The 21,022-nt window shown below is 23.5% G+C and carries 24 protein-coding genes and 2 pseudogenes; 11 read left to right on the forward strand and 15 right to left on the reverse strand.

Annotated elements, in window-relative coordinates:
* Positions 1-20: 20 nt before the first annotated feature.
* Positions 21-794: pseudogene (locus ACQH26_RS06360) on the forward strand (IS256 family transposase); the annotation flags it as partial.
* On the opposite strand, the gene ACQH26_RS06365 reads toward ACQH26_RS06360, so the two are convergent.
* Both ACQH26_RS06365 and ACQH26_RS06370 read right to left on the reverse strand, forming a co-directional pair.
* Positions 780-1,289, reverse strand: coding sequence for an IS630 family transposase (locus ACQH26_RS06365; protein ID WP_425381979.1), 510 nt, complete (start codon positions 1,287-1,289; stop codon positions 780-782). The pseudogene ACQH26_RS06360 and the gene ACQH26_RS06365 overlap by 15 nt on opposite strands.
* Positions 1,290-1,329: 40 nt before the next feature.
* Positions 1,330-1,689 carry a helix-turn-helix domain-containing protein gene (locus tag ACQH26_RS06370; RefSeq protein WP_425381863.1) on the reverse strand — a complete coding sequence of 120 codons (360 nt, stop codon included), beginning with the start codon at positions 1,687-1,689 and terminating at the stop codon, positions 1,330-1,332.
* A 121-nt stretch (positions 1,690-1,810) separates the two neighbouring features.
* Between ACQH26_RS06370 and ACQH26_RS06375 the strand changes: the two are divergent.
* Positions 1,811-2,122: pseudogene (locus tag ACQH26_RS06375) on the forward strand (transposase); the annotation flags it as partial.
* Positions 2,123-2,334: 212 nt separating this feature from the next.
* Here the strand turns inward: ACQH26_RS06375 and ACQH26_RS06380 are convergent.
* From ACQH26_RS06380 to ACQH26_RS06415, 8 genes are all read right to left on the reverse strand, one after another.
* A complete protein-coding gene (locus ACQH26_RS06380) occupies positions 2,335-2,616 on the reverse strand; it encodes a hypothetical protein (protein WP_425381980.1) in 282 nt (93 codons plus the stop codon).
* A 16-nt stretch (positions 2,617-2,632) separates the two neighbouring features.
* Positions 2,633-3,049 carry a hypothetical protein gene (locus ACQH26_RS06385; protein ID WP_425381981.1) on the reverse strand — a complete coding sequence of 139 codons (417 nt, stop codon included), beginning with the start codon at positions 3,047-3,049 and terminating at the stop codon, positions 2,633-2,635.
* 155 nt (positions 3,050-3,204) lie between these two features.
* Positions 3,205-3,693, reverse strand: a complete 489-nt coding sequence (locus ACQH26_RS06390; RefSeq protein WP_425381982.1) for an IS630 family transposase — start codon at positions 3,691-3,693, stop codon at positions 3,205-3,207.
* A gap of 148 nt (positions 3,694-3,841) precedes the next feature.
* Positions 3,842-4,093, reverse strand: a complete 252-nt coding sequence (locus ACQH26_RS06395; protein ID WP_425381983.1) for an IS630 transposase-related protein — start codon at positions 4,091-4,093, stop codon at positions 3,842-3,844.
* Positions 4,094-4,416: 323 nt separating this feature from the next.
* Positions 4,417-5,154 carry an Abi family protein gene (locus ACQH26_RS06400; RefSeq protein ID WP_425381984.1) on the reverse strand — a complete coding sequence of 246 codons (738 nt, stop codon included), beginning with the start codon at positions 5,152-5,154 and terminating at the stop codon, positions 4,417-4,419.
* Positions 5,155-5,175: 21 nt separating this feature from the next.
* Entirely contained in the window at positions 5,176-7,089 is a 1,914-nt protein-coding gene (locus ACQH26_RS06405) for a hypothetical protein (protein WP_425381985.1), read from the reverse strand.
* Positions 7,090-7,244: 155 nt separating this feature from the next.
* Positions 7,245-8,174: a pseudouridine synthase gene (locus ACQH26_RS06410; protein ID WP_425381986.1), complete on the reverse strand. Its 930-nt coding sequence runs from the start codon at positions 8,172-8,174 to the stop codon at positions 7,245-7,247.
* Positions 8,175-8,185: 11 nt separating this feature from the next.
* Positions 8,186-8,938 carry a CPBP family glutamic-type intramembrane protease gene (locus ACQH26_RS06415; protein ID WP_425381987.1) on the reverse strand — a complete coding sequence of 251 codons (753 nt, stop codon included), beginning with the start codon at positions 8,936-8,938 and terminating at the stop codon, positions 8,186-8,188.
* 509 nt (positions 8,939-9,447) lie between these two features.
* On the opposite strand from ACQH26_RS06415, the gene ACQH26_RS06420 reads away from it, so the two are divergent.
* Complete coding sequence (locus ACQH26_RS06420; protein ID WP_425381988.1) at positions 9,448-10,140, forward strand: superoxide dismutase; 693 nt, start codon at positions 9,448-9,450, stop codon at positions 10,138-10,140.
* Positions 10,141-10,202: 62 nt separating this feature from the next.
* On the opposite strand, the gene ACQH26_RS06425 is transcribed toward ACQH26_RS06420, so the two are convergent.
* On the reverse strand, positions 10,203-10,439 hold the full coding sequence (locus ACQH26_RS06425) for a hypothetical protein (RefSeq protein ID WP_286640752.1): 237 nt from the start codon (positions 10,437-10,439) through the stop codon (positions 10,203-10,205).
* A gap of 344 nt (positions 10,440-10,783) precedes the next feature.
* Here ACQH26_RS06425 and ligA point away from each other — a divergent pair, with 344 nt between their 5' ends.
* The 4 genes from ligA to gatB are packed head-to-tail and all read left to right on the forward strand — an operon-like array spanning position 10,784 to position 16,000.
* Complete coding sequence (ligA, locus tag ACQH26_RS06430; protein ID WP_425381989.1) at positions 10,784-12,799, forward strand: NAD-dependent DNA ligase LigA; 2,016 nt, start codon at positions 10,784-10,786, stop codon at positions 12,797-12,799.
* Positions 12,792-13,106 (forward strand): Asp-tRNA(Asn)/Glu-tRNA(Gln) amidotransferase subunit GatC, encoded by a 315-nt coding sequence (gatC, locus tag ACQH26_RS06435; RefSeq protein WP_286640705.1) that lies wholly within the window; start codon positions 12,792-12,794, stop codon positions 13,104-13,106. Before ligA ends, gatC begins: the two co-directional genes overlap by 8 nt.
* Positions 13,096-14,568 carry an amidase family protein gene (locus ACQH26_RS06440; RefSeq protein WP_425381990.1) on the forward strand — a complete coding sequence of 491 codons (1,473 nt, stop codon included), beginning with the start codon at positions 13,096-13,098 and terminating at the stop codon, positions 14,566-14,568. Before gatC ends, ACQH26_RS06440 begins: the two co-directional genes overlap by 11 nt.
* Positions 14,561-16,000, forward strand: a complete 1,440-nt coding sequence (gatB, locus tag ACQH26_RS06445; RefSeq protein ID WP_425381991.1) for an Asp-tRNA(Asn)/Glu-tRNA(Gln) amidotransferase subunit GatB — start codon at positions 14,561-14,563, stop codon at positions 15,998-16,000. The genes ACQH26_RS06440 and gatB overlap by 8 nt, the downstream gene beginning before the upstream one ends.
* 389 nt (positions 16,001-16,389) lie before the next feature.
* Here gatB and ACQH26_RS06450 read toward each other — a convergent pair whose 3' ends face one another.
* From ACQH26_RS06450 to ACQH26_RS06460, 3 genes are all read right to left on the reverse strand, one after another.
* Positions 16,390-16,884 (reverse strand): transposase family protein, encoded by a 495-nt coding sequence (locus tag ACQH26_RS06450; RefSeq protein ID WP_425381872.1) that lies wholly within the window; start codon positions 16,882-16,884, stop codon positions 16,390-16,392.
* Positions 16,885-16,888: 4 nt separating this feature from the next.
* Positions 16,889-17,236, reverse strand: coding sequence for a transposase family protein (locus ACQH26_RS06455; RefSeq protein ID WP_425381897.1), 348 nt, complete (start codon positions 17,234-17,236; stop codon positions 16,889-16,891).
* A 64-nt stretch (positions 17,237-17,300) separates the two neighbouring features.
* Positions 17,301-18,038 (reverse strand): hypothetical protein, encoded by a 738-nt coding sequence (locus ACQH26_RS06460; protein WP_425381992.1) that lies wholly within the window; start codon positions 18,036-18,038, stop codon positions 17,301-17,303.
* A 441-nt stretch (positions 18,039-18,479) separates the two neighbouring features.
* Between ACQH26_RS06460 and ACQH26_RS06465 the strand changes: the two genes are divergently transcribed.
* Together ACQH26_RS06465 and ACQH26_RS06470 are read left to right on the forward strand one after the other, a co-directional pair.
* Positions 18,480-18,839 carry a helix-turn-helix domain-containing protein gene (locus ACQH26_RS06465; RefSeq protein ID WP_425381993.1) on the forward strand — a complete coding sequence of 120 codons (360 nt, stop codon included), beginning with the start codon at positions 18,480-18,482 and terminating at the stop codon, positions 18,837-18,839.
* A 40-nt stretch (positions 18,840-18,879) separates the two neighbouring features.
* The gene (locus ACQH26_RS06470; protein WP_425381862.1) at positions 18,880-19,368 is read left to right on the forward strand and encodes an IS630 family transposase; all 489 of its coding nucleotides are present in this window, start codon (positions 18,880-18,882) and stop codon (positions 19,366-19,368) included.
* On the opposite strand, the gene ACQH26_RS06475 is transcribed toward ACQH26_RS06470, so the two are convergent.
* Positions 19,361-19,852 carry a hypothetical protein gene (locus ACQH26_RS06475; protein WP_425381994.1) on the reverse strand — a complete coding sequence of 164 codons (492 nt, stop codon included), beginning with the start codon at positions 19,850-19,852 and terminating at the stop codon, positions 19,361-19,363. The two genes, ACQH26_RS06470 and ACQH26_RS06475, sit on opposite strands and share 8 nt — an antisense overlap.
* Before the next feature lie 224 nt (positions 19,853-20,076).
* On the opposite strand from ACQH26_RS06475, the gene ACQH26_RS06480 reads away from it, so the two are divergent.
* Positions 20,077-20,436, forward strand: a complete 360-nt coding sequence (locus ACQH26_RS06480; RefSeq protein WP_425381863.1) for a helix-turn-helix domain-containing protein — start codon at positions 20,077-20,079, stop codon at positions 20,434-20,436.
* A gap of 40 nt (positions 20,437-20,476) precedes the next feature.
* The gene (locus tag ACQH26_RS06485; protein ID WP_425381862.1) at positions 20,477-20,965 is read left to right on the forward strand and encodes an IS630 family transposase; all 489 of its coding nucleotides are present in this window, start codon (positions 20,477-20,479) and stop codon (positions 20,963-20,965) included.
* Positions 20,966-21,022 lie beyond the last annotated feature (57 nt).

Below are 21,022 nucleotides of genomic sequence, written 5' to 3' on the forward strand. Positions count from 1 at the left end.
AAAAAGTGTTGCCATTCCATTCTGAAATGCAAAATTATTTAGGGTATGAAAAAAATCAACATAGTAATAGTGAAAATGCTCGTAATGGTATAAGTTCAAAAAAATTAATAACTCAACAAGGTAAAATTGAAATTAATGTACCAAGAGATCGTAATAGTGATTTTACTCCTGTAATAGTTGCAAAAAGACAGAGAAGATTTGATGGCTTTGATCAACAAGTTCTTTCACTATATGCCAAAGGAATGACTTTATCAGATATTAGAATGCAGTTGCAAGAGTTATATCATGGTGCAGATATTAGTGAAAGTGTTATTAGTCAAATTACTGATGATGTGATAGATGATGTCAAGGCGTGGCAAAATCGACCATTAGAAAGTATTTATTCTATTGTTTATTTTGATTGTATAGTAGTTAAAGTACGGCAAGATAAACGCATTATTAACAAATCAGTTTATATAGCATTAGGAGTGGATTTAGAAGGCAAAAAAGATGTTTTAGGTTTATGAATTAGTGAAAATGAAGGTTCTAAATTTTGACTAGCTAATTTTACAGAAATGAAAAATCGAGGCTTAAATGATATTTTGATTGCTTGTAGTGATAATTTAACAGGCATGTCAGAAGCAATACAAGCAGTTTATCCTAAAACTGAACATCAATTATGCATAGTTCATCAAATTAGAAATAGTTTAAAATATGTTTCATACAAACATCGAAAAACCTTAGTTGCAGATTTAAAACCAATTTATAGTGCATGTAGTGAAGAACAAGCAATGCAAGCTTTAGAATCATTTGAAAGTATAGCTAACTAAAGTAATGTTTACTCATATCTTGAAAAAAAAATCAATCGCTTTTTTAATATTTGGTCAATAATTTGGTAATATTTTTCTTATATTATGTTTTATAGCAAATCAAAAATGTTCAATTGGATTTAAATTAGGAGAATATGGCGGAAGAAATAATAGTTTGCATCCAGCATTTTCAATTAATTGTTGTGTTAATTTAGATTTATGAAACGTTGCATTATCTAAAACTATAATTTGTCCACGCTTTAATACTGGAATTAGTTTATTTTTAACATATGATTCAAAAATTTTACTATTGCAATGTCCTTCAAATGCTCATAAGGCTTTTAATTTACCTTTATTTAGTGAACCAATTATACTCATTCTCTTTATTTTATATGCGGGTTTATTATCAAATAATCTTTTACCTTTTTCAGATCAACCATATTTATAAAATTCATTATCATCAATTCCAGATTCATCAATATATACTAAATCTTCATTCATTATTTTAGCTATTTCTTTTAAAAAATCTTCTTGTTTATTTTTATCTCTTTGTTCATATAGAAAAGTTTTTTTTATATGTATAATTTAGTTTTTTAAAATAGTTATAAACTGTTTCTTTAGTCATATTTCCAAATTTATCAATTACTTTTTGAACTGTAACATCTTTATTTTCTGCTAAATAATTTTTTAATTCATCTAAATCCTTTATTTTGTGGCTATGTCCTTTTTGATAATTCAAAATTGGTTTTATATGCCCAGTTTCTTTTTTTCTTTTTCTTCATAAAAATAAAGTCTTTCTAGTGATATTGAACACTTTACAAATTTCTTTAATTTTCATATTTTTACTTTCATAAGCTTCTATTACTTTTCTTCGTAAGTCTTCACTGTATGGTTTTGGCATAATTTAATCTTCCTAATCTATTTTAATTATTGCTGAATTGTACTTTTAAATTCAAAAACTGTTTAAATTACATATTATTATTTTACATTATTTATGAGTAAATATTACTTTAGTTAGCTATAAATGAAATAAACAATATCCGCAAATTACTAAATCTTGATATAAAAATTGAGATAATTTAATGGTTTTTATTAGTTATCCACCAGAAATTAAAAGAGTGATTTATACTACAAATGCTATTGAATCTGTTAATAGTCAATTACGAAAAGTTATCAGAAATAAAAAAGTTTTTCCTAATGATATGGCAGTTTTCAAAATATTTTACTTAGCAATTGAAAATATAACAAAAAAATGAACAATGCCCATTCAAAATTGAAATACAGCAATTGCTCATTTTATGATAAAATTTGAAGATAGAATTAATCTGAACTAGTAACTTTGTAAAACAAAGATACACAGATTACATAAAAGCCTCATTGAAAATTCGATTAATAATTTAAATCATATTGAAATTAGTGGCATATTTGGTGCTGGAAATTATGATTTAATTTTAATGACTGATAAACAAGAAATAAAATTAACCAATATTAATTTATTTGATAAATATAATGAAAATATTTCTTATATCAATTTAGAAATTTAAAATTATTTATAAAAATATCCATCAGGATATTTACCATCTCATTTTATATCATCTTGATTTTTTGGATTAACTCCAAAATATAAATCTATTTTATATTCATCATTTCTTTTATGTTCCCAAATAGTTGCCCCCCCCCTATGTTCTTCATAAAAATGGTCTAAATATTTTGTTAATCCATTAGTTTGATAACATGCAACTACGCCTAATATTAAACCAATAGAACCAGTTATTACAGCAAATGATAATGCTATTTTTTGAAAATTTGTTTTTATTCATGTTTTCATAATAAATCTCTCCTTTTTAAATTTTTATAACTGTACGAGTATTTAAGGAATAATTACTTTGTTCGTTATTTTGAATTTGGTTATTATTTATAAAATTTACTCATTTTTGAGAATTTTCATTTTTTAATTTTTCTTCAAAAAATAAATTTCATTTTATAATTACTTTTTTAAGTCTATTTATTTTTTCATTTATTTTCATAATTTTTATTCTATTTTCTTTGTTTTTATTAATTTTTCCAAAAGTAAAAATTCTAATAAAAAAATTTTTTATTTTTGATTCTTTTTTTATTTTTATGATTTCATTATTCATATCACTAATTGTACTTTTTGCAATTTCAATTTTTTCTTTAATTATTTGTTCAGTTGTTTCTTTTAAATTTGTTTTTTCTAAAAAATTAAAAATTCATTTATATTCTTCTTCAATAATTTTCATTATAATTTCTCTCCTTTTTCTTTATTTTACTTATAAATTGTACTATTTTTAATTATTTTTACAAGTATGCTTTTAAATGCAAAATAATGCCTAAATTAAAGGCGTTTATTTTATGAGACCTACACTATTAATTATATTGAAATTGTTTATTATAGCTAACTAAAGTAATGTTTACTCATATCTTGAAAAACAAAATCAATCGCTTTTTTAATATTTGGTCAATAATTTGGTAATATTTTTCTTATATTATGTTTTATAGCAAATCAAAAATGTTCAATTGGATTTAAATTAGGAGAATATGGCGGAAGAAATAATAATTTGCATCGAGCATTTTCAATTAATTGTTGTGTTAATTTAGATTTATGAAACGTTGCATTATCTAAAACTATAATTTGTCCACGCTTTAATACTGGAATTAGTTTATTTTTAACATATGATTCAAAAATTTTACTATTGCAATGTCCTTCAAATGCTCATAAGGCTTTTAATTTACCTTTATTTAGTGAACCAATTATACTCATTCTCTTTATTTTATATGCGGGTTTATTATCAAATAATCTTTTACCTTTTTCAGATCAACCATATTTATAAAATTCATTATCATCAATTCCAGATTCATCAATATATACTAAATCTTCATTCATTATTTTAGCTATTTCTTTTAAAAAATCTTCTTGTTTATTTTTATCTCTTTGTTCATATAGAAAAGTTTTTTTTATATGTATAATTTAGTTTTTTAAAATAGTTATAAACTGTTTCTTTAGTCATATTTCCAAATTTATCAATTACTTTTTAAACTGTAACATCTTTATTTTCTGCTAAATAATTTTTTAATTCATCTAAATCCTTTATTTTGTGGCTATGTCCTTTTTGATAATTCAAAATTGGTTTTATATGCCCAGTTTCTTTTTTTCTTTTTCTTCATAAAAATAAAGTCTTTCTAGTGATATTGAACACTTTACAAATTTCTTTAATTTTCATATTTTTACTTTCATAAGCTTCTATTACTTTTCTTCGTAAGTCTTCACTGTATGGTTTTGGCATAATTTAATCTTCCTAATCTATTTTAATTATTGCTGAATTGTACTTTTAAATTCAAAAACTGTTTAAATTACATATTATTATTTTACATTATTTATGAGTAAATATTACTTTAGTTAGCTATAATTCTGTAATATTTAAATCTTTTTTTTCATTATACTCTGACTTCATTTTTTTCCTACTTTCTTTAATTTTCATTAACTCTAAATAAAATAAACCATTGTCGTTTTTAAACGACAATGGTTTATTTTACACTAGTAATTAATTGATATCATTATAATATACTTATTAAATTAAATCTACTAAAATTTAATAATTTTTCTATATTAAGTATGGATTATACTTTGAGTATCTTCCTTAACACAATCATGAATTTTAACATCATAACTATTAAATAAATTTTCATAATCAACATTAAATGGCGCTAGTAATTGGTTTTTACTAGAAAAACGAGTAATTAATAAGTGCAAATAATGATGATCATTATTAGCATTTAAAGTTTGTTCATAATAAGCAAACCGTTCTTTATACTTAAATTGAATTGCTAATACTTTAAAATTATGTGATAAATAATTACGAACATCTTTAATATACTCTAACTGTTCTAATAAAATTTTACTATCATTAAATTCTTTGATACCAAAATAATGAGCAATCTTAGCGATACTTTTATCATTTAAAGTTTGTAATAATTTCATTGTTCATTCAAATGACATAACTTCTATTAAACTGCGTATTGTTCGTGATTTTAAAACACCACTTCTATTATATTTATTATAACCAGCACGAATCAAACGTAAAGCTGTTTTCATTTGAGCTAGGTGTTCTGGTTTAAGAAAAGTAGCATTATCTAAATTTTGAACATTATCATTAAAAAGTTGATGTAATAAAGCATTTTTTAAAGAATTTTCAATCATTAAAATATGTTTTAAATACAATAAACGTAAATCAATGTTTAATAATAATAAATCTTTAAGTTGATGTTGAGGATAATTACGCTTTAATAATTCTAAATATTTTTCTTCAACAATATTTTCTGCAAATCATTCTTCATTTAATAACATGTAATTCACTCCTTAAATAAACTAACCTCTAATTTTATAAATACCAACGCGAATAGAAGCATTTTCAGATTCTTTTGTTTCACTTTTAATATCTACTTCTTTTTTTCTTCGTAACAACTCTTGTTCAATAAAGTCATCAACGTTCATATTGGTACTTTGATAAGTAGCAGTTCAATCAAATGTTTTATTAGTAAAGTTATTTTTAGGTTTATTACTATCTTTAAAAAATTCTTGTACTTCTTGATTCATAAATGCTTTTTGCTTACGTTTACGTGAAAATAAATTAGTAAAAAATTTCTTAAAATTAAAAATTGATCAAAACTGACGAAAATTAATAGTCATTGCTAAACCAAAAATTAAAATTGATGAATACAATAATGAATAACCGATAACTCGTAATACAAAACTATAATCTGTGAAATTATATGTTGGTGGATATTTATCAAAGAAATAAAGACATCCAAATAATGTTACTGCTAAAATTGGAATAATTAACACTAAAGTATTTTGAATAATAAAACGTAAATCACTATTATACGTCAAATGTTTTCAAACATAAACTCAGATTGAAATTAAACGATAAACTCAACCAATACAACTTGATAAAAGAATCATATATAAACTTAATGATAAATATTGATAACTTTGATGTTTTCAACCTAAATTTGATAGTATTCAACCCAAAATAACACCTAAAACAAGATTGATTATTGATTGAATATATGAACCTCAAATTGTTTCTTTGTGTTTTACAGTAGCATTTACAATAACTTTTCCTGGTTCGGTTGCCACTTGAATTGTATTTTTTAAAGATAAAAGTAAAATAAATCATGGTTGTGACAAAAATAAATTAATAAAAAGATTTTTTGAAGAATCAAAATTACCATCAGAATTATTAATATTTGTAATACTTAAAGCAGACACTAAATATTGAGTAATAATAAATTGATTAATAAATAAAAAACCAGCAATCATATAAGCATATAACTCAAATTTAGTATACACAGTTCATCTAATTCGTCCACTTTTGGCAATTCAATATCCAAAAACTTCGCGAAAAGAACTAATTAAAATTAAAGCAATTGAGCGCATCGTTGTAGCAATAATAATATAAATAGTGTAAATTGATGTTGTTGTCAGTGATAAAAATAAAGTAATTAAAATAATATCAATGTTAGAAATAATCATGTCAGGTAAACGATTCAGGGCTACTCATCACGATTGTTTTAGCATCCTTTTTTGTTGTGTTCATTTTTTATGTTGTAATCATGGATATTCAATTTTAATAACGATAAAAGTAACAAATGCTTTTAATACACCACAAACAAAATAAGCAAAAAAAGGAATATACATATCTATCGGTTTACCATCAGACTTTCTAATAACTAATAACGTCATTAGTAAAATATACATAATAATCTCTGAAAAAATAAAAATTAAACGATTTAAATAACCTTTTTGATCAGCTTGAATTAAATTTTGATAAGCACCACTAAAATAAAAAAAGATTAATTCACGTGATCCTAAAGAAATAATAATAAGTGCTACTTGTCAAAAAGGAATTTCCATATCTAAACCAATTTCTGGTAAATGAACACTAGCTAATCCTAAAATAAAACCAGCACTGACAAGAATAATTAAATATATTCTTCCTGAATGATGATAATTTTTTCTTGTCGTATTAATAATATCGTTGACGGTTTCATAATCATCATTTTGTAAAGGACGATATAAAGAAAAAATGGTAATTAAACCAAGTCCCCCTTCTGTCAAACTAAGGTAAGTCAAAAAAGAAATAATAACACGAATTAAACCATTAATTTTTTCACCGTATGCTAAACCAGTAACATAAAGAAAAGTTAACTGTAAAATAGAGATAATAATTGTCATGATAACACCAACAATTGTATTAAAAATACCTTTTTTAGTTGTCATTACTTCACCCAATCTATATAAATAAAACTAATTTTGTTTTTTATTTAAATATGTTAACAACCCAAAATTAAAAGTTCAATATTATTAATCACTATTAAAAATAAAAAAATAGCAAAAAAATAAAAATGTAATCTATATATTAGTATAGATTAATTTTATCATTTTTCTTTTTTAATCTGTTTAATTAAATCTGTTTTTAAATCTTTTATTATAAAATTTTGATCATTCAAATAAGTAAATGGTTCTTCTAAATCATTAAATGACAAATAATAAGCAAATAATGCAATTTTATTAGGGGTAACTATTGTTGACCCATACTTAGTGTCACCAACAATTGGCAAATTTAAAAATTGTAAAGTACTACGAATTTGATGTTTTCTACCAGTAACTAATTGACACTCAACTAAAGTAAAATCTTTAGTATTAAATATTGGTGTAAAGATGGTGCTACAACTTTTACTTTGTTCACTTGTTTCAATTGAAAATTTCATTTTCATTGTTAACTCATCATGAGTAATATAACCAGAAATATTTAAATTTTTAGTTAATTGGCCAGAACAAATAGCCAAATATTTTTTAATAATTTGACCATTTTTAGTAGCATTATGAAGTGCGTTTTGTGTCATTTTATTTTTTGGATAAATAATTAAACCCTTAGTTAGTTTATCTAAACGATACTGATGACTAATATTAAATGTTTGCTCACGTTTCTTCTTCGGGTATTTTTGTTGTAAATAATATTTTACCATGTTATCTAAGCAAGAACCATATGGTTGATGGACAACAATATTATGATCTTTATTAACAATTAAAAAATTATCATCTTCATAAAACAATTCAATTGGTGCTTCTTTAGTAATTTTTTCTGGTTTATAGTTAACAACTAAATTACTTTCATAAATGACTACTAAATCATTTTCTTGTAAGCGATATTTAAAATCAGTAGTAGTTTTATTATTAACTCTGATTTTTTTTGTTCTAAATAAACGATAAATTTTTGACAGTGGTAGCGTTTTAAATACTTTTTTTAAATAATTAATTAAAGTTTGATCAGCATCATTGGCAGTAATTGTTAAGGTAGTCATAATTTCTCCTTTTAATTTTTATTAATAAAACTAGAAATAGTTGCAATTAGATTAGAAAAAACATGTAAACCAATAGTATATGTAGTATTACCCCGTGTCATTATAAATAATAAGGGTAATATAATACTAAATCCTAAATAACCAATAATATTATTTCAATCACCACTATCCATAACATGCATTGATGGGAAATAAATTAATGAAGCAGCATATGCTAATCAACGATAACGAACAATGGTAAAAGTACCATGACGATATGATATTTCTTCATTAATTGGAGCAATAAAAATAGTACTAAGAACTAAAACAAAAATGCCATACGGACTATTCATTAATAAGTTTAAAACATCTTGATTTTTTGAAGTATTATTACTTGTTAACATATTAAATTCACTAAATTTAGGAATTATGTTGAAAATAATATTTAAAATAGTACCAATAACAGCAAAAATGGTAACTCAAGTTATTAAATCTAATTTTGCTTCTTTTAAAGTAGTAATAATTCTCTCACGTAATGATCTACAAAATATTAATACTAAAATTGATCCTAACAATTGAAATAACTGTTGAATTAAAAATGTAGTAGCAAGCGAAGTTACATCATCATCTTTACCACTAATAACTTTTGTTGCAATAAAAAATAAAAGAACAAATACTACACTAATAAAACCAAATACACTATGACTATAAGCAGCCCACCCACCTTTTTTAATCATAGTTTCTCAATCAATACCAAGTGAAACAACTAAGCCAAAAATTGGCAATAAACTAAAAATAAAAAGACTAAGAAATGAACTTTGACTAGTATCTTTTACAGCATAAGTTTTGATTAAACTATAAAGAATTGGAATTATAATAAAAGATATAAGATAAATTATTGTTAGAGTTCAACTGGCTGTTTTGAAATTAAAGTTATTGGTGTCATCACAACTAAGTGATTTTGAAGTAAATTTATCAATAAATGATTGTTTTTGTTCATTTTTTTCTAAATTATTACTATTAATGTTATCAGTTTGGTTTACATTAATTCTACGTATGATATCATTGTTGTGAGAAACATTAATTTGATTAGATTTTTTATTAAACATGTATAAGTACTGCACGAAAACTTTCACCCTTTGTTAGTAAAATTAGTATTTAATATTAATTTTTAGTATAACATATAGTGAGAAATCTTGTAATATAATAAACTTGTAATTTTACATTAATTTATTATAATGCAATGCAATATTTATATGTGAAGAGTTTAAAAAGAAAAGGAGGATAGAAAAGAATGCCTAAATACAAGATTAATATTATCGATTTACCATATAATTATGATGATTTAGAACCTTACATTTCACAAGAAACAATTAAACATCATTATGAAGAACTTCATAAGAAATATTTAACTTCTTTAAAATTAGTGATGGATAAACATCCAAAAGTTTTTTCTGATTATAATCTTGAAACTAAAGGGGAACTAAATCGTTTATTAAGTAATTATTGTAAATTAGAAGATATATGTGAGGATAAAGAAACTTGTAATGTAAAAAAATTACAAAGTAGCATTCGACAATTTGGTGGGGGAGTAATTAATCATAATCTTTTCTTTTCACTATTGGGGAAAAATAAAGGTTTTAATGAAAAATCAGCTATTGGTAAAGCAATCATTAATCGCTTTGAATCTTATGAAAAATTTGAAGCTGCTTTAACAAAAACTGCCATGGATATTTTTGGAAGTGGTTGAGCATGATTAGTAATTGACAATAATGGTACATTAAGACTATACAAAACTTTTAATCAAGATAATCCATGATTCTTGAACATGTACCCATTGATCGCTATTGATGTATGAGAACATGCACATTATCTACAATATAAAAATGAACAAGAGAAATACTTACAAGCATTATTAAAAGTTATCAATTGAGAACAAGTAAATAATAATTATCAAGAGTATTTAAATGAAAAAACTAAAAAATAAGTAAAAAAGAACTCAACTGAGTTCTTTTTTTTATAATATTATTAATATTAATCTAAGCTAAGTTATTTTTTAGAAGAATTTTTGGAAGAAATAGCAGCAATTCTAGTTTTTTTAATTTCTGCTTTTTTTTCTATTTTGATTTTTTCAACATGTTTTTTAAAACCACATCGATTACAATTCAATTGAATATTTTTTGCTTCTAAAAATTCGGCAATTAAAATAACCCTACCACAACGATGACAAGCAAAAGCATTTTCTGGCTTTTGTGCTAAACGAACAGATGCATATGTATCTTTCATAACTTACTCCTAACTCATATAAAATTAAAGTAATTATTTTTAGTTTTAATACTATACTTAAAACTTATCAAAGGTTAATATTAAAAAATGTGTCTAGTTATATAGAAAAAAAACTTTAAGTCAAATAAACTTAACAGGAGTTTAAAAACCAAATAGTTAATTAGCCATTATTTTTTAATACTAATTTTATTATAATCATTTTTTTAAAAAAATGTATATTATTATTTATTTATTTTATTTACATTACTAAATTATACTTTTATAAAACAATATTACAATTAAAGTAATAATTCATTTATAATTAATTATGTCTTATTAACAAACCAATTAGGGGAGAAAGTAATATGAGTAACAAAAATAATGATATTAAAGTTGAAATAATACAATTAAGAAACCAAATTAAACAATGAAATTATGAATATCATGTTTTAGATGCACCTACTGTTAGTGATGAACTTTATGATAGCGCCTATCATAGATTAGTAAAATTAGAAGAACAATATCCCCAATTTAATAGTAATGATTCTCCAACTAAAACTGTTGGTAATAAACCAATTAATTCTTTAACAAAAATTTTTCACCAACAACCAATGCTAAGTTTGGGTAATGCCTTTAACTATGAAGATTTACTAAAATTTGATCAACAAATTAAAAAAACATTATCAGAAAATAACATTGAATATGTTTGTGAACTAAAAATTGATGGTCTATCAATTTCCATAACTTATGAAAAAGGAAAATTAAAAACTGCTGCTACCAGAGGTGATGGAATTGCTGGTGAAGATATTACCAATAATATTTTGACAATTAAAACAATACCAAAAATAATACCAATTAATTCTAAATTAGAAGTAAGAGGAGAAATATATTTAAGTAAAGAAGAATTTAATCGCATTAATGAAAAACAACAACAACAAAACTTACCGCTCTTTGCTAATCCTCGCAATGCTGCAGCTGGTACTATTCGTCAACTTGATATTAATATTGTTAATTCAAGAAAATTAGATGGTTTTCTTTACTATTATATTAATGCTACTAATGATAATATTAAAACCCATGAACAAGCATTATTTACTTTACAAAAATATGGTTTCAAAATTAATGAACAATGACAGTTATGTAAAAATATTGAAGAAGTATGAACTTATATTCAGAAATATGAAAAGTTAAGAAATACATTACCATATGAAATTGATGGTATTGTCATTAAAATTAATGATCTAACCAGTTATCATATGTTAGGAAGAACTAATAAGGCACCAAAATGAGCAATAGCTTATAAATTTCCTGCTGTTACTAGTGTTACTAAACTTTTAGATATATTTCCAACTGTTGGTAGAACAGGAAAAATAACCTATAATGCTAGATTACAACCAGTGATAATTGCTGGTACTACCGTTACTTTTGCCACACTTCATAATGGTGATTATATTATTAATCGTGATTTACGTATTAATGATTTAGTAAGTGTTAAAAAAGCTGGTGATATTATTCCAGAAGTAATTGCACCAATTATTAGTGATCGTCAAATAAACAATATTATTTTTAAAAAAGCTATCCATTGTCCGGTTTGTAAAACAAAATTAGAACAAGTTCCGCCAGAAGTTGATCAATTTTGCATTAATAGTGACTGTCCATCACGAATTCTTAAATCATTAATGCATTTCTGTTCAAGAAATGCTATGGATATTATTGGTTTAAATGAAAAAATATTATTACGTTTTTTAGATTTAAAATGAATTAAAACTATTAGTGATATTTACAATTTAGTTAATTTACGAAAAGAAATACTATCATTACCACGTTTTGGTGAAAAATCTTTCACTAATCTTGCTAATTCAATTATTTTATCAAAACAAAATTCCTTAGAAAGACTTTTATTCGGGTTGGGAATTCGTCATGTTGGCCAAAAAACAGCAATTATTCTTGCAAAAAAATATTTAACTTTAAATAACTTAATGGAAGCAACCTTTGATGATCTAGCTAATACTAATGAAATTGGTCCAACAATCGCTACTAGTGTTATTGATTATTTCCTTAATCCTACTAATCAACAACTAATTAATAACTTGCAAAACTTTAAACTTAACTTTAATTATTTACAAAAAAACCAATCACAAGTATTGAATGGTAAAACTTTTGTCTTAACAGGAACTTTAACTAAAAGTCGTAACGAATTCATTGAATTATTAAATAACTATGGTGCTAAAATTACCAATACTATTAGTAATAATACTTCTTATTTAATTGTTGGAGAAAATCCAGGAAATAAATTAGCACAAGCACGCAAACTTAATGTTAAAATTATTAATGAAGAGCAATTACAAAATTTATTGAAAGAGGTAGCAAAAAATGGATAAAATTGAAAAGAAAATGACAACAAAAATGCTACATGAATTTGCTAACGAACTTATGTTCAATTTAAGCGAAGAACAATGTGAAAATCTTTTACTGGAATTTAAAGCTATTGAAAAACAAATGGAAATTGTAACAAATATTAATACAAATGATATTGAACCTTTAAATTACCCATTTCCTATTATTAATAATTTATTACGTTCCGATAATGTTGGAGCTCATTTAACGTCTAAAAGTGTTTTAAATATTGCTCCAGAAGTTGAAAATAATTACATTAGTATTAATCAGGTGATTAATCATGAAAATTAATTACCACCAACTTTCAATTCGTCAACTTCATGAATTATTAAAAACAAAAATACTTACTCCAGATCAATTAACTAAATTAGTATACAAACGATTAGAACAATTCAAAAAATTAAATACTGTTGTTACTTCACTAGAACAAAATGCCATTAAACAAACAAAATTAATTACTGAACAAGAAATTAATGATAATTTATTAGCAGCAATTCCATTTGTAATGAAAGATAATATTGCTACTATTAATTTCTTAACAACAGGTTCATCAAAAATTCTTGCTAATTTTATTCCTAATTATGACAGTACTGTTAATATGTTATTAACAAATAATAAAGCCATTAATATAGCTAAAACTGCTCTTGATGAACTAGGAATGGGTGGAGATGGTTTATATGCAGCTACTGGTCATGTCTTAAACCCTTGGAATTTAAAACATATCACTGGTGGTAGTTCTAGTGGCAGTGCAGCTTTAGTCGCTGCTGGAATTGTACCATTTGCTTTAGGAACAGATACTGGTGATTCAATACGTAAACCTGCCGCTTATTGTGGTATTGTTGGTTTTAAACCAACGTATGGTTTAATTTCACGAAATGGTGTTTTTCCTTATGCTCCAAGTTTAGACACAGTTGGTATATTTACTAATCATGTCGAAGATATTGCCATTGTCTTGGATAGTATTGCTTTATTTGATGAACAAGACTTTACTAGTGTTCAAAGTAAAGAAAAAGACTATACTAAAAACTTAAATCAAAATATAGAAGGTAAAAATATTGCTATTTTAAATTATAATGATTATCAGTGAAATGATATAGTTAAATCTAGTTTTGATGAAGCAATAAAGCATTTAACTGATGGTGGTGCAAAAGTTCAACAAATTGAATCTAATAAAGAATTATTACAATCTTTATTACCAGTCTACATGATTATTTCTTTTGCTGAAGCAACCAGTTGCCATGCAAATCTAACTGGTATTAATTTTGGTGTTCGTAAAAATGGTAAAAATTATCAAGAAGTTATGACAAATTCACGAACATTTGGTTTCGGTGATATGGTAAAACGCAGATACATTATTGGTGCATATGCTTTATCTGAAAATCATCAAGAAGAATTATTTAACAAAGCTAAAAAAGTAAGAAGATTAATTGTTGAACATTTAAATACTATCTTTAAAAAATATGATGCTTTCATTATTATGCCAAATATTAATCCAGCTCCAAAAATTAAAGATGTATTAGAACAAAAAAAAGTTATTAAAAGTGAACATGATTATTTAGAAGACTTACTACTACTTTCTAACTTAAATGGTGGACCAAGCATTAATATTCCGTTAACTACTGTTAATGGTTTACCGATTGGTTTTAATATTAATGGTGCACCTTTCAATGATCAAGTTATATTGAATATTGCTTCATTTTTAAGCAAAAAAATTAATTTTAATAATAAACTACTAGGTGATGATCATGAATAATAAATATGATGTTGTAATGGGTATTGAAATCCACTGTGAATTAAAAACTAAAACTAAATGTTTTTCCAACGCCGCCAATACTTTTGGTCAAAAACCAAATACTCAAATTAATGCCATTGATTGTGGCTATCCAGGAACATTACCAACAGTTAATCAAGCTGTTATTATAATGGCAATTCAAACATGTACTGCTTTAAAAATGAATATTGATCCACTATTACGTTTTGATCGAAAAAGTTATTTTTATCCCGATTTACCTAAAGGTTATCAAATCACACAATTTTTTCATCCAATTGGTACAAACGGTGAATTACCAATAATTGTAAATAATGAAGAATTTATTGTTAGCTTTGAACGCTTACATATTGAAGAAGACACAGCAAAACAAATTCATAATAATAAAAAAACATTACTAGACTATAATCGAGCAGGAATTCCCTTATTAGAAATTGTTACTAAACCAATTTTTAACACAAGCGAACAAGTAGTAGCATATATTAATACTCTACGTCAATTATTAATTCATTTACAAGTTAGTGATGCTAAAATGAATGAAGGTTCATTACGATGCGATATTAATATATCGTTAAAACCACATGGTAGTGATACTTTAGGTACCAAAGTTGAAATTAAAAATTTAAATTCTACACATAATATTACTTTAGCAATAAATGATGAAATTAATCGTCAAACTAATATTTTAAATAAAAAACAAAAAATTAATCTTGAAACTAGAAGATTTGATGAAAAAACTAATAAAACCGTTAGCATGCGTAGCAAAGAAAATAAAATTGATTATAAATACTTTCCTGAACCAAATATTTTTCCAATTCAACTAGACGAAAAATGAATCAAAATGATTGCTAAAAATCTGCCTGAATTGCCTAAACAAATAATGGAAAGATTAAAAAAACAATACAATTTACCAACAAAAGATATTAATTTATTAATTGACAAAGTAGAAATATTAACTATTTTTGAACAAACAGTTGCCATTAATAATTTAACATTACCTACGTTTAATTATTTAGTAGGTCCTGTGCAAGCTTATTGTAATATTAATAACACTACTATTAAAAACAGCAAACTTACTGCTAATAATCTATCACAATTAGTTAGTCTAGTTTATGAACAAAAAATTAATGATAAACAAAGTAAACAGTTATTAAATGCAATTATGATTAATAGTGAAAAAAGCCCTACCGATCTTATTAGAACATTAGGTATTACTTTAGTAAGTGATAGTAATGATTTAGAAAAAATATTAATCACAATTTTAAAAGCAAATGAAAACATGATTACTATTTATAAAGTCAATCCAGAAAAAGCATTAAAAATTTTTATGGGTCAATTAATGAAACTAACTAAAGGACAAGCAAATCCACAAGTTTCTAAAGAAATATTAAAAAAATTGATTGAAAACTATAATTAGTTTCAATCAATTTTTAATTATGAATTTTTATATTATACTTTGAATATTTTTATTATCAATTATATACTAATATTTTATTTAAAATCTACATCTTCAATTAAATTTTCTTTAATTACTAAATCATCATTTGTCTTATTAATAATTAATGAATATTTTATTAAAATATTTGTTTTTATTCTTTTAAGTAACTTTCTTAATTTTAATTAAAATTACTTGTTGGTCTTAAAAATTGTAATGACATTGTTAAATTATTAACTAATGTTTTATTTGTCAATTCTGGTTTATTTAATTGGATAGTTATTGTTTGATCATTAATATTTCTTTGATTCAAATTTAATTCATTATTTTTTTGTTGTAATTGTTGTATCTTTTCATGTAATTCATTAGACTTACTGCATAACGTTTTTAAGTTTTAATGATAAATTATAAAATCCTGCAATTAAATTAAATCTTAAAAATATTCGTTTTCTACCTTTTCTAAATTTATAACCAATAATTTTAAAACATTTTAAAAATGCAAAAACATGTTCAATTTTTCTGCGAGTTTTATTAATAATCTTATTAAAAATTTTAATTTTACTTGTTTTAGGATTATTTTTACTAGTTTTAATGGGTAAAAATGTATTACTATGAATTTTTTGTAAACCTTGATAACCTTTATCTGCAAGAATTACAGTTTCTGACAAAAATTCTAACTTTGAATTTTTAAAAGTTTTAAAATCATGATTTTTACCAGTATCAGGAAAAATATTTAAAATTTCATTAGTATGTGCATTAATTATGGTTTGAAACTTAACAGTATGCATTCATTTTTTGCCAGAAAATCAATCTTTTTGATTATATTTTGGTCGTTCTGTTTCTACTTCTGTTACATCAATTATCAAAATTTTATTTTTGAATTCTTCTTTTTAAAAAAATATTTTTATTTGTTAAATTATTAAACTTATTATTATTTATTAAAATGTCTTCAATTGAACGAATATTTCGTAAAGCAGTAGTATCAACCATATCATACTCAGCACCAATACTATGATATGTACGATTTTCATATAAATATCTTAAAGTCATTACTAGTCTATCTTCTATTGACATTTTATATGGCCTTCCACCAGTGGTATTTTTTAGATTTTGATGATCTAATAAAATATTTAAAATTTCATTAAAAACTAGTTTATTAATACCAACTATTTTACGAAAATATTGATCCGGTTTATCTTTTAATTCAAAATATGTCATAAAATTTATCCTTAACTATTCAAATTTTATTTTAATAATAACAAAAAAATGAAAAGTTAACTAGTTATGCAGTAAGTCTATTATTTTTTTGTTGTAATGTTTGCATTTGAACATGTAATTCATATTGTTTAATTTCTAAATTAGTAATTTGTTTTTCTAAAGATGCTATTTTAAAATTTGCTTTTTTTGGTATTTCTAAAAGAACTTTAAAATTAGTAAGTTTATTATTTTGATAATCAGCTTTTAATTCTTTTTCTAATTTATCTTTAATATCTTTAATATTTTCTTTTAATTTTGTCTTTTGATTCTCTATCAAGATATTTTTTTGTTTTAATTTCTGCTGTTGTTTTTGTAAAAATTTTATGTCCCTATCAAAAATTTCTTTTCATAAAAGTTTTATTTTACTATTTAAAGTTAATAAATTGCTTTCTGTTTCTATCAATTTACTATTAAAATAAGTTCTAAACCTTAATACTTTTAATAAAATTTTCTTTAAATGTTTTTTGGAAAAATTATCTTTTTCAATTTGTTTATTAATAAATAAATTTAATACTTTTATTTTTTTAAAATTAATAAAATCTTCAAGTATTTTTGGTAAAAAAACCTCTTTTAAAGTAGTTAATTGAAAATTATATGAATAATTATTTATTTCATCATTTAATTCTAAGATTAAGGAATTTGTTCAATCTTCAATAACTTTAAGTGAATCAAATTTTCCTTTTAGAATTGGTATTTTTTTATCCAAACATTTTATTTTATATTGTGTTCATTTATTACTAAAAAAATAAATATAATTGTCCATTGTTCTTCATCCTTTACATAAAATTATTATTTTAAATACTAAATAAATAAATTTTCCTTAATTTAGTAAATTATTAAATATTTATAGATATCATCTCTAATTATTTCAAAATTAGATTCTATTAATATTTTTTCCTTTTAAATACTATTACTAATTACTTTACCATTGACATTAGAAAATATCTTATTTTCTGACATGTCTAAAATGATATCAATAATCTTGGGCGTTTTAGGTACCTCTGGTCTTTCAAATATCTCAATTTTAGTATTAACAACATCAAAGAAATCATTAATATCAGAAAATGTTTTATTTTCTGATATATAGCTAACTAAAGTAATATTTACTCATAAATAATGTAAAATAATAATATGTAATTTAAACAGTTTTTGAATTTAAAAGTACAATTCAGCAATAATTAAAATAGATTAGGAAGATTAAATTATGCCAAAACCATACAGTGAAGACTTACGAAGAAAAGTAATAGAAGCTTATGAAAGTAAAAATATGAAAATTAAAGAAATTTGTAAAGTGTTCAATATCACTAGAAAGACTTTATTTTTATGAAGAAAAAGAAAAAAAGAAACTGGGCATATAAAACCAATTTTAAATTATCAAAAAGGACATAGCCACAAAATAAAGGATTTAGATGAATTAAAAAATTATTTAGCAGAAAATAAAGATGTTACAGTTCAAAAAGTAATTGATAAATATGGAAATATGACTAAAGAAACAGTTTATAACTATTTTAAAAAACTAAATTATACATATAAAAAAAACTTTTCTATATGAACAAAGAGATAAAAATAAACAAGAAGATTTTTTAAAAGAAATAGCTAAAATAATGAATGAAGATTTAGTATATATTGATGAATCTGGAATTGATGATAATGAATTTTATAAATATGGTTGATCTGAAAAAGGTAAAAGATTATTTGATAATAAACCCGCATATAAAATAAAGAGAATGAGTATAATTGGTTCACTAAATAAAGGTAAATTAAAAGCCTTATGAGCATTTGAAGGACATTGCAATAGTAAAATTTTTGAATCATATGTTAAAAATAAACTAATTCCAGTATTAAAGCGTGGACAAATTATAGTTTTAGATAATGCAACGTTTCATAAATCTAAATTAACACAACAATTAATTGAAAATGCTGGATGCAAACTATTATTTCTTCCGCCATATTCTCCTAATTTAAATCCAATTGAACATTTTTGATTTGCTATAAAACATAATATAAGAAAAATATTACCAAATTATTGACCAAATATTAAAAAAGCTATTGATTTTGTTTTTCAAGATATGAGTAAACATTACTTTAGTTAGCTATATCTAATATAATATCAATAATCTCAGGCGTTTTAGGTACCTCTGGTCTTTCAAACATATTAGTTTCAATGTTATTAATACCATTAGATAAATCTTTAACGTTAAATATATCTGCCTTTTGTACTATTTCTTGTTCTTCATTACTTTGAGTTACTGGCATTGGTACAATGTTAGAAAGCATTATCGTATCATCAGCTTTTTGCTTTACTATTACTGTTGCATATTTTGTTTTAATGTCTTTTGAATTTTTGCAAATTTGAGTATCATCTCACTCTATAGGACTTTGAATATGTTCTCTCATTTTTTCTTTATTTTTTTGACATCATCTGTAATAATATTCTCGTTTTCTTGCTTTCACTTCCGGTTTTTGATAATATTCTCGTATTTTTTCTTTATTTTTTTGAGACCATCTTTGATAAGATTCTCGTTTTCTTGCTTTCACTTCAGGCCTTTGAGCATACTCTCGTTTTCTTGCTTTCACTTCAGGCCTTTGAACATATTTTAATTTTTTAGTTCCAACCTCAGGTTTTTGGTTATGTTTCCGTATTCTTTCTTTGCTTAAATTTTTTTGATTAATTTGAATTATAGCTAACTAAAGTAATATTTACTCATAAATAATGTAAAATAATAATATGTAATTTAAACAGTTTTTGAATTTAAAAGTACAATTCAGCAATAATTAAAATAGATTAGGAAGATTAAATTATGCCAAAACCATACAGTGAAGACTTACGAAGAAAAGTAATAGAAGCTTATGAAAGTAAAAATATGAAAATTAAAGAAATTTGTAAAGTGTTCAATATCACTAGAAAGACTTTATTTTTATGAAGAAAAAGAAAAAAAGAAACTGGGCATATAAAACCAATTTTGAATTATCAAAAAGGACATAGCCACAAAATAAAGGATTTAGATGAATTAAAAAATTATTTAGCAGAAAATAAAGATGTTACAGTTCAAAAAGTAATTGATAAATTTGGAAATATGACTAAAGAAACAGTTTATAACTATTTTAAAAAACTAAATTATACATATAAAAAAAACTTTTCTATATGAACAAAGAGATAAAAATAAACAAGAAGATTTTTTAAAAGAAATAGCTAAAATAATGAATGAAGATTTAGTATATATTGATGAATCTGGAATTGATGATAATGAATTTTATAAATATGGTTGATCTGAAAAAGGTAAAAGATTATTTGATAATAAACCCGCATATAAAATAAAGAGAATGAGTATAATTGGTTCACTAAATAAAGGTAAATTAAAAGCCTTATGAGCATTTGAAGGACATTGCAATAGTAAAATTTTTGAATCATATGTTAAAAATAAACTAATTCCAGTATTAAAGCGTGGACAAATTATAGTTTTAGATAATGCAACGTTTCATAAATCTAAATTAACACAACAATTAATTGAAAATGCTGGATGCAAACTATTATTTCTTCCGCCATATTCTCCTAATTTAAATCCAATTGAACATTTTTGATTTGCTATAAAACATAATATAAGAAAAATATTACCAAATTATTGACCAAATATTAAAAAAGCTATTGATTTTGTTTTTCAAGATATGAGTAAACATTACTTTAGTTAGCTATATTTTAAAAATTTGTTCTTTTTTTTAATTAGTACTTTCTTATTTTTTTCCATT

Source organism: Spiroplasma endosymbiont of Melieria omissa (genome assembly GCF_964031175.1).
In the GTDB taxonomy this organism is placed as follows: domain Bacteria; phylum Bacillota_I; class Bacilli_A; order Mycoplasmatales; family VBWQ01; genus Spiroplasma_E; species Spiroplasma_E ixodetis_A.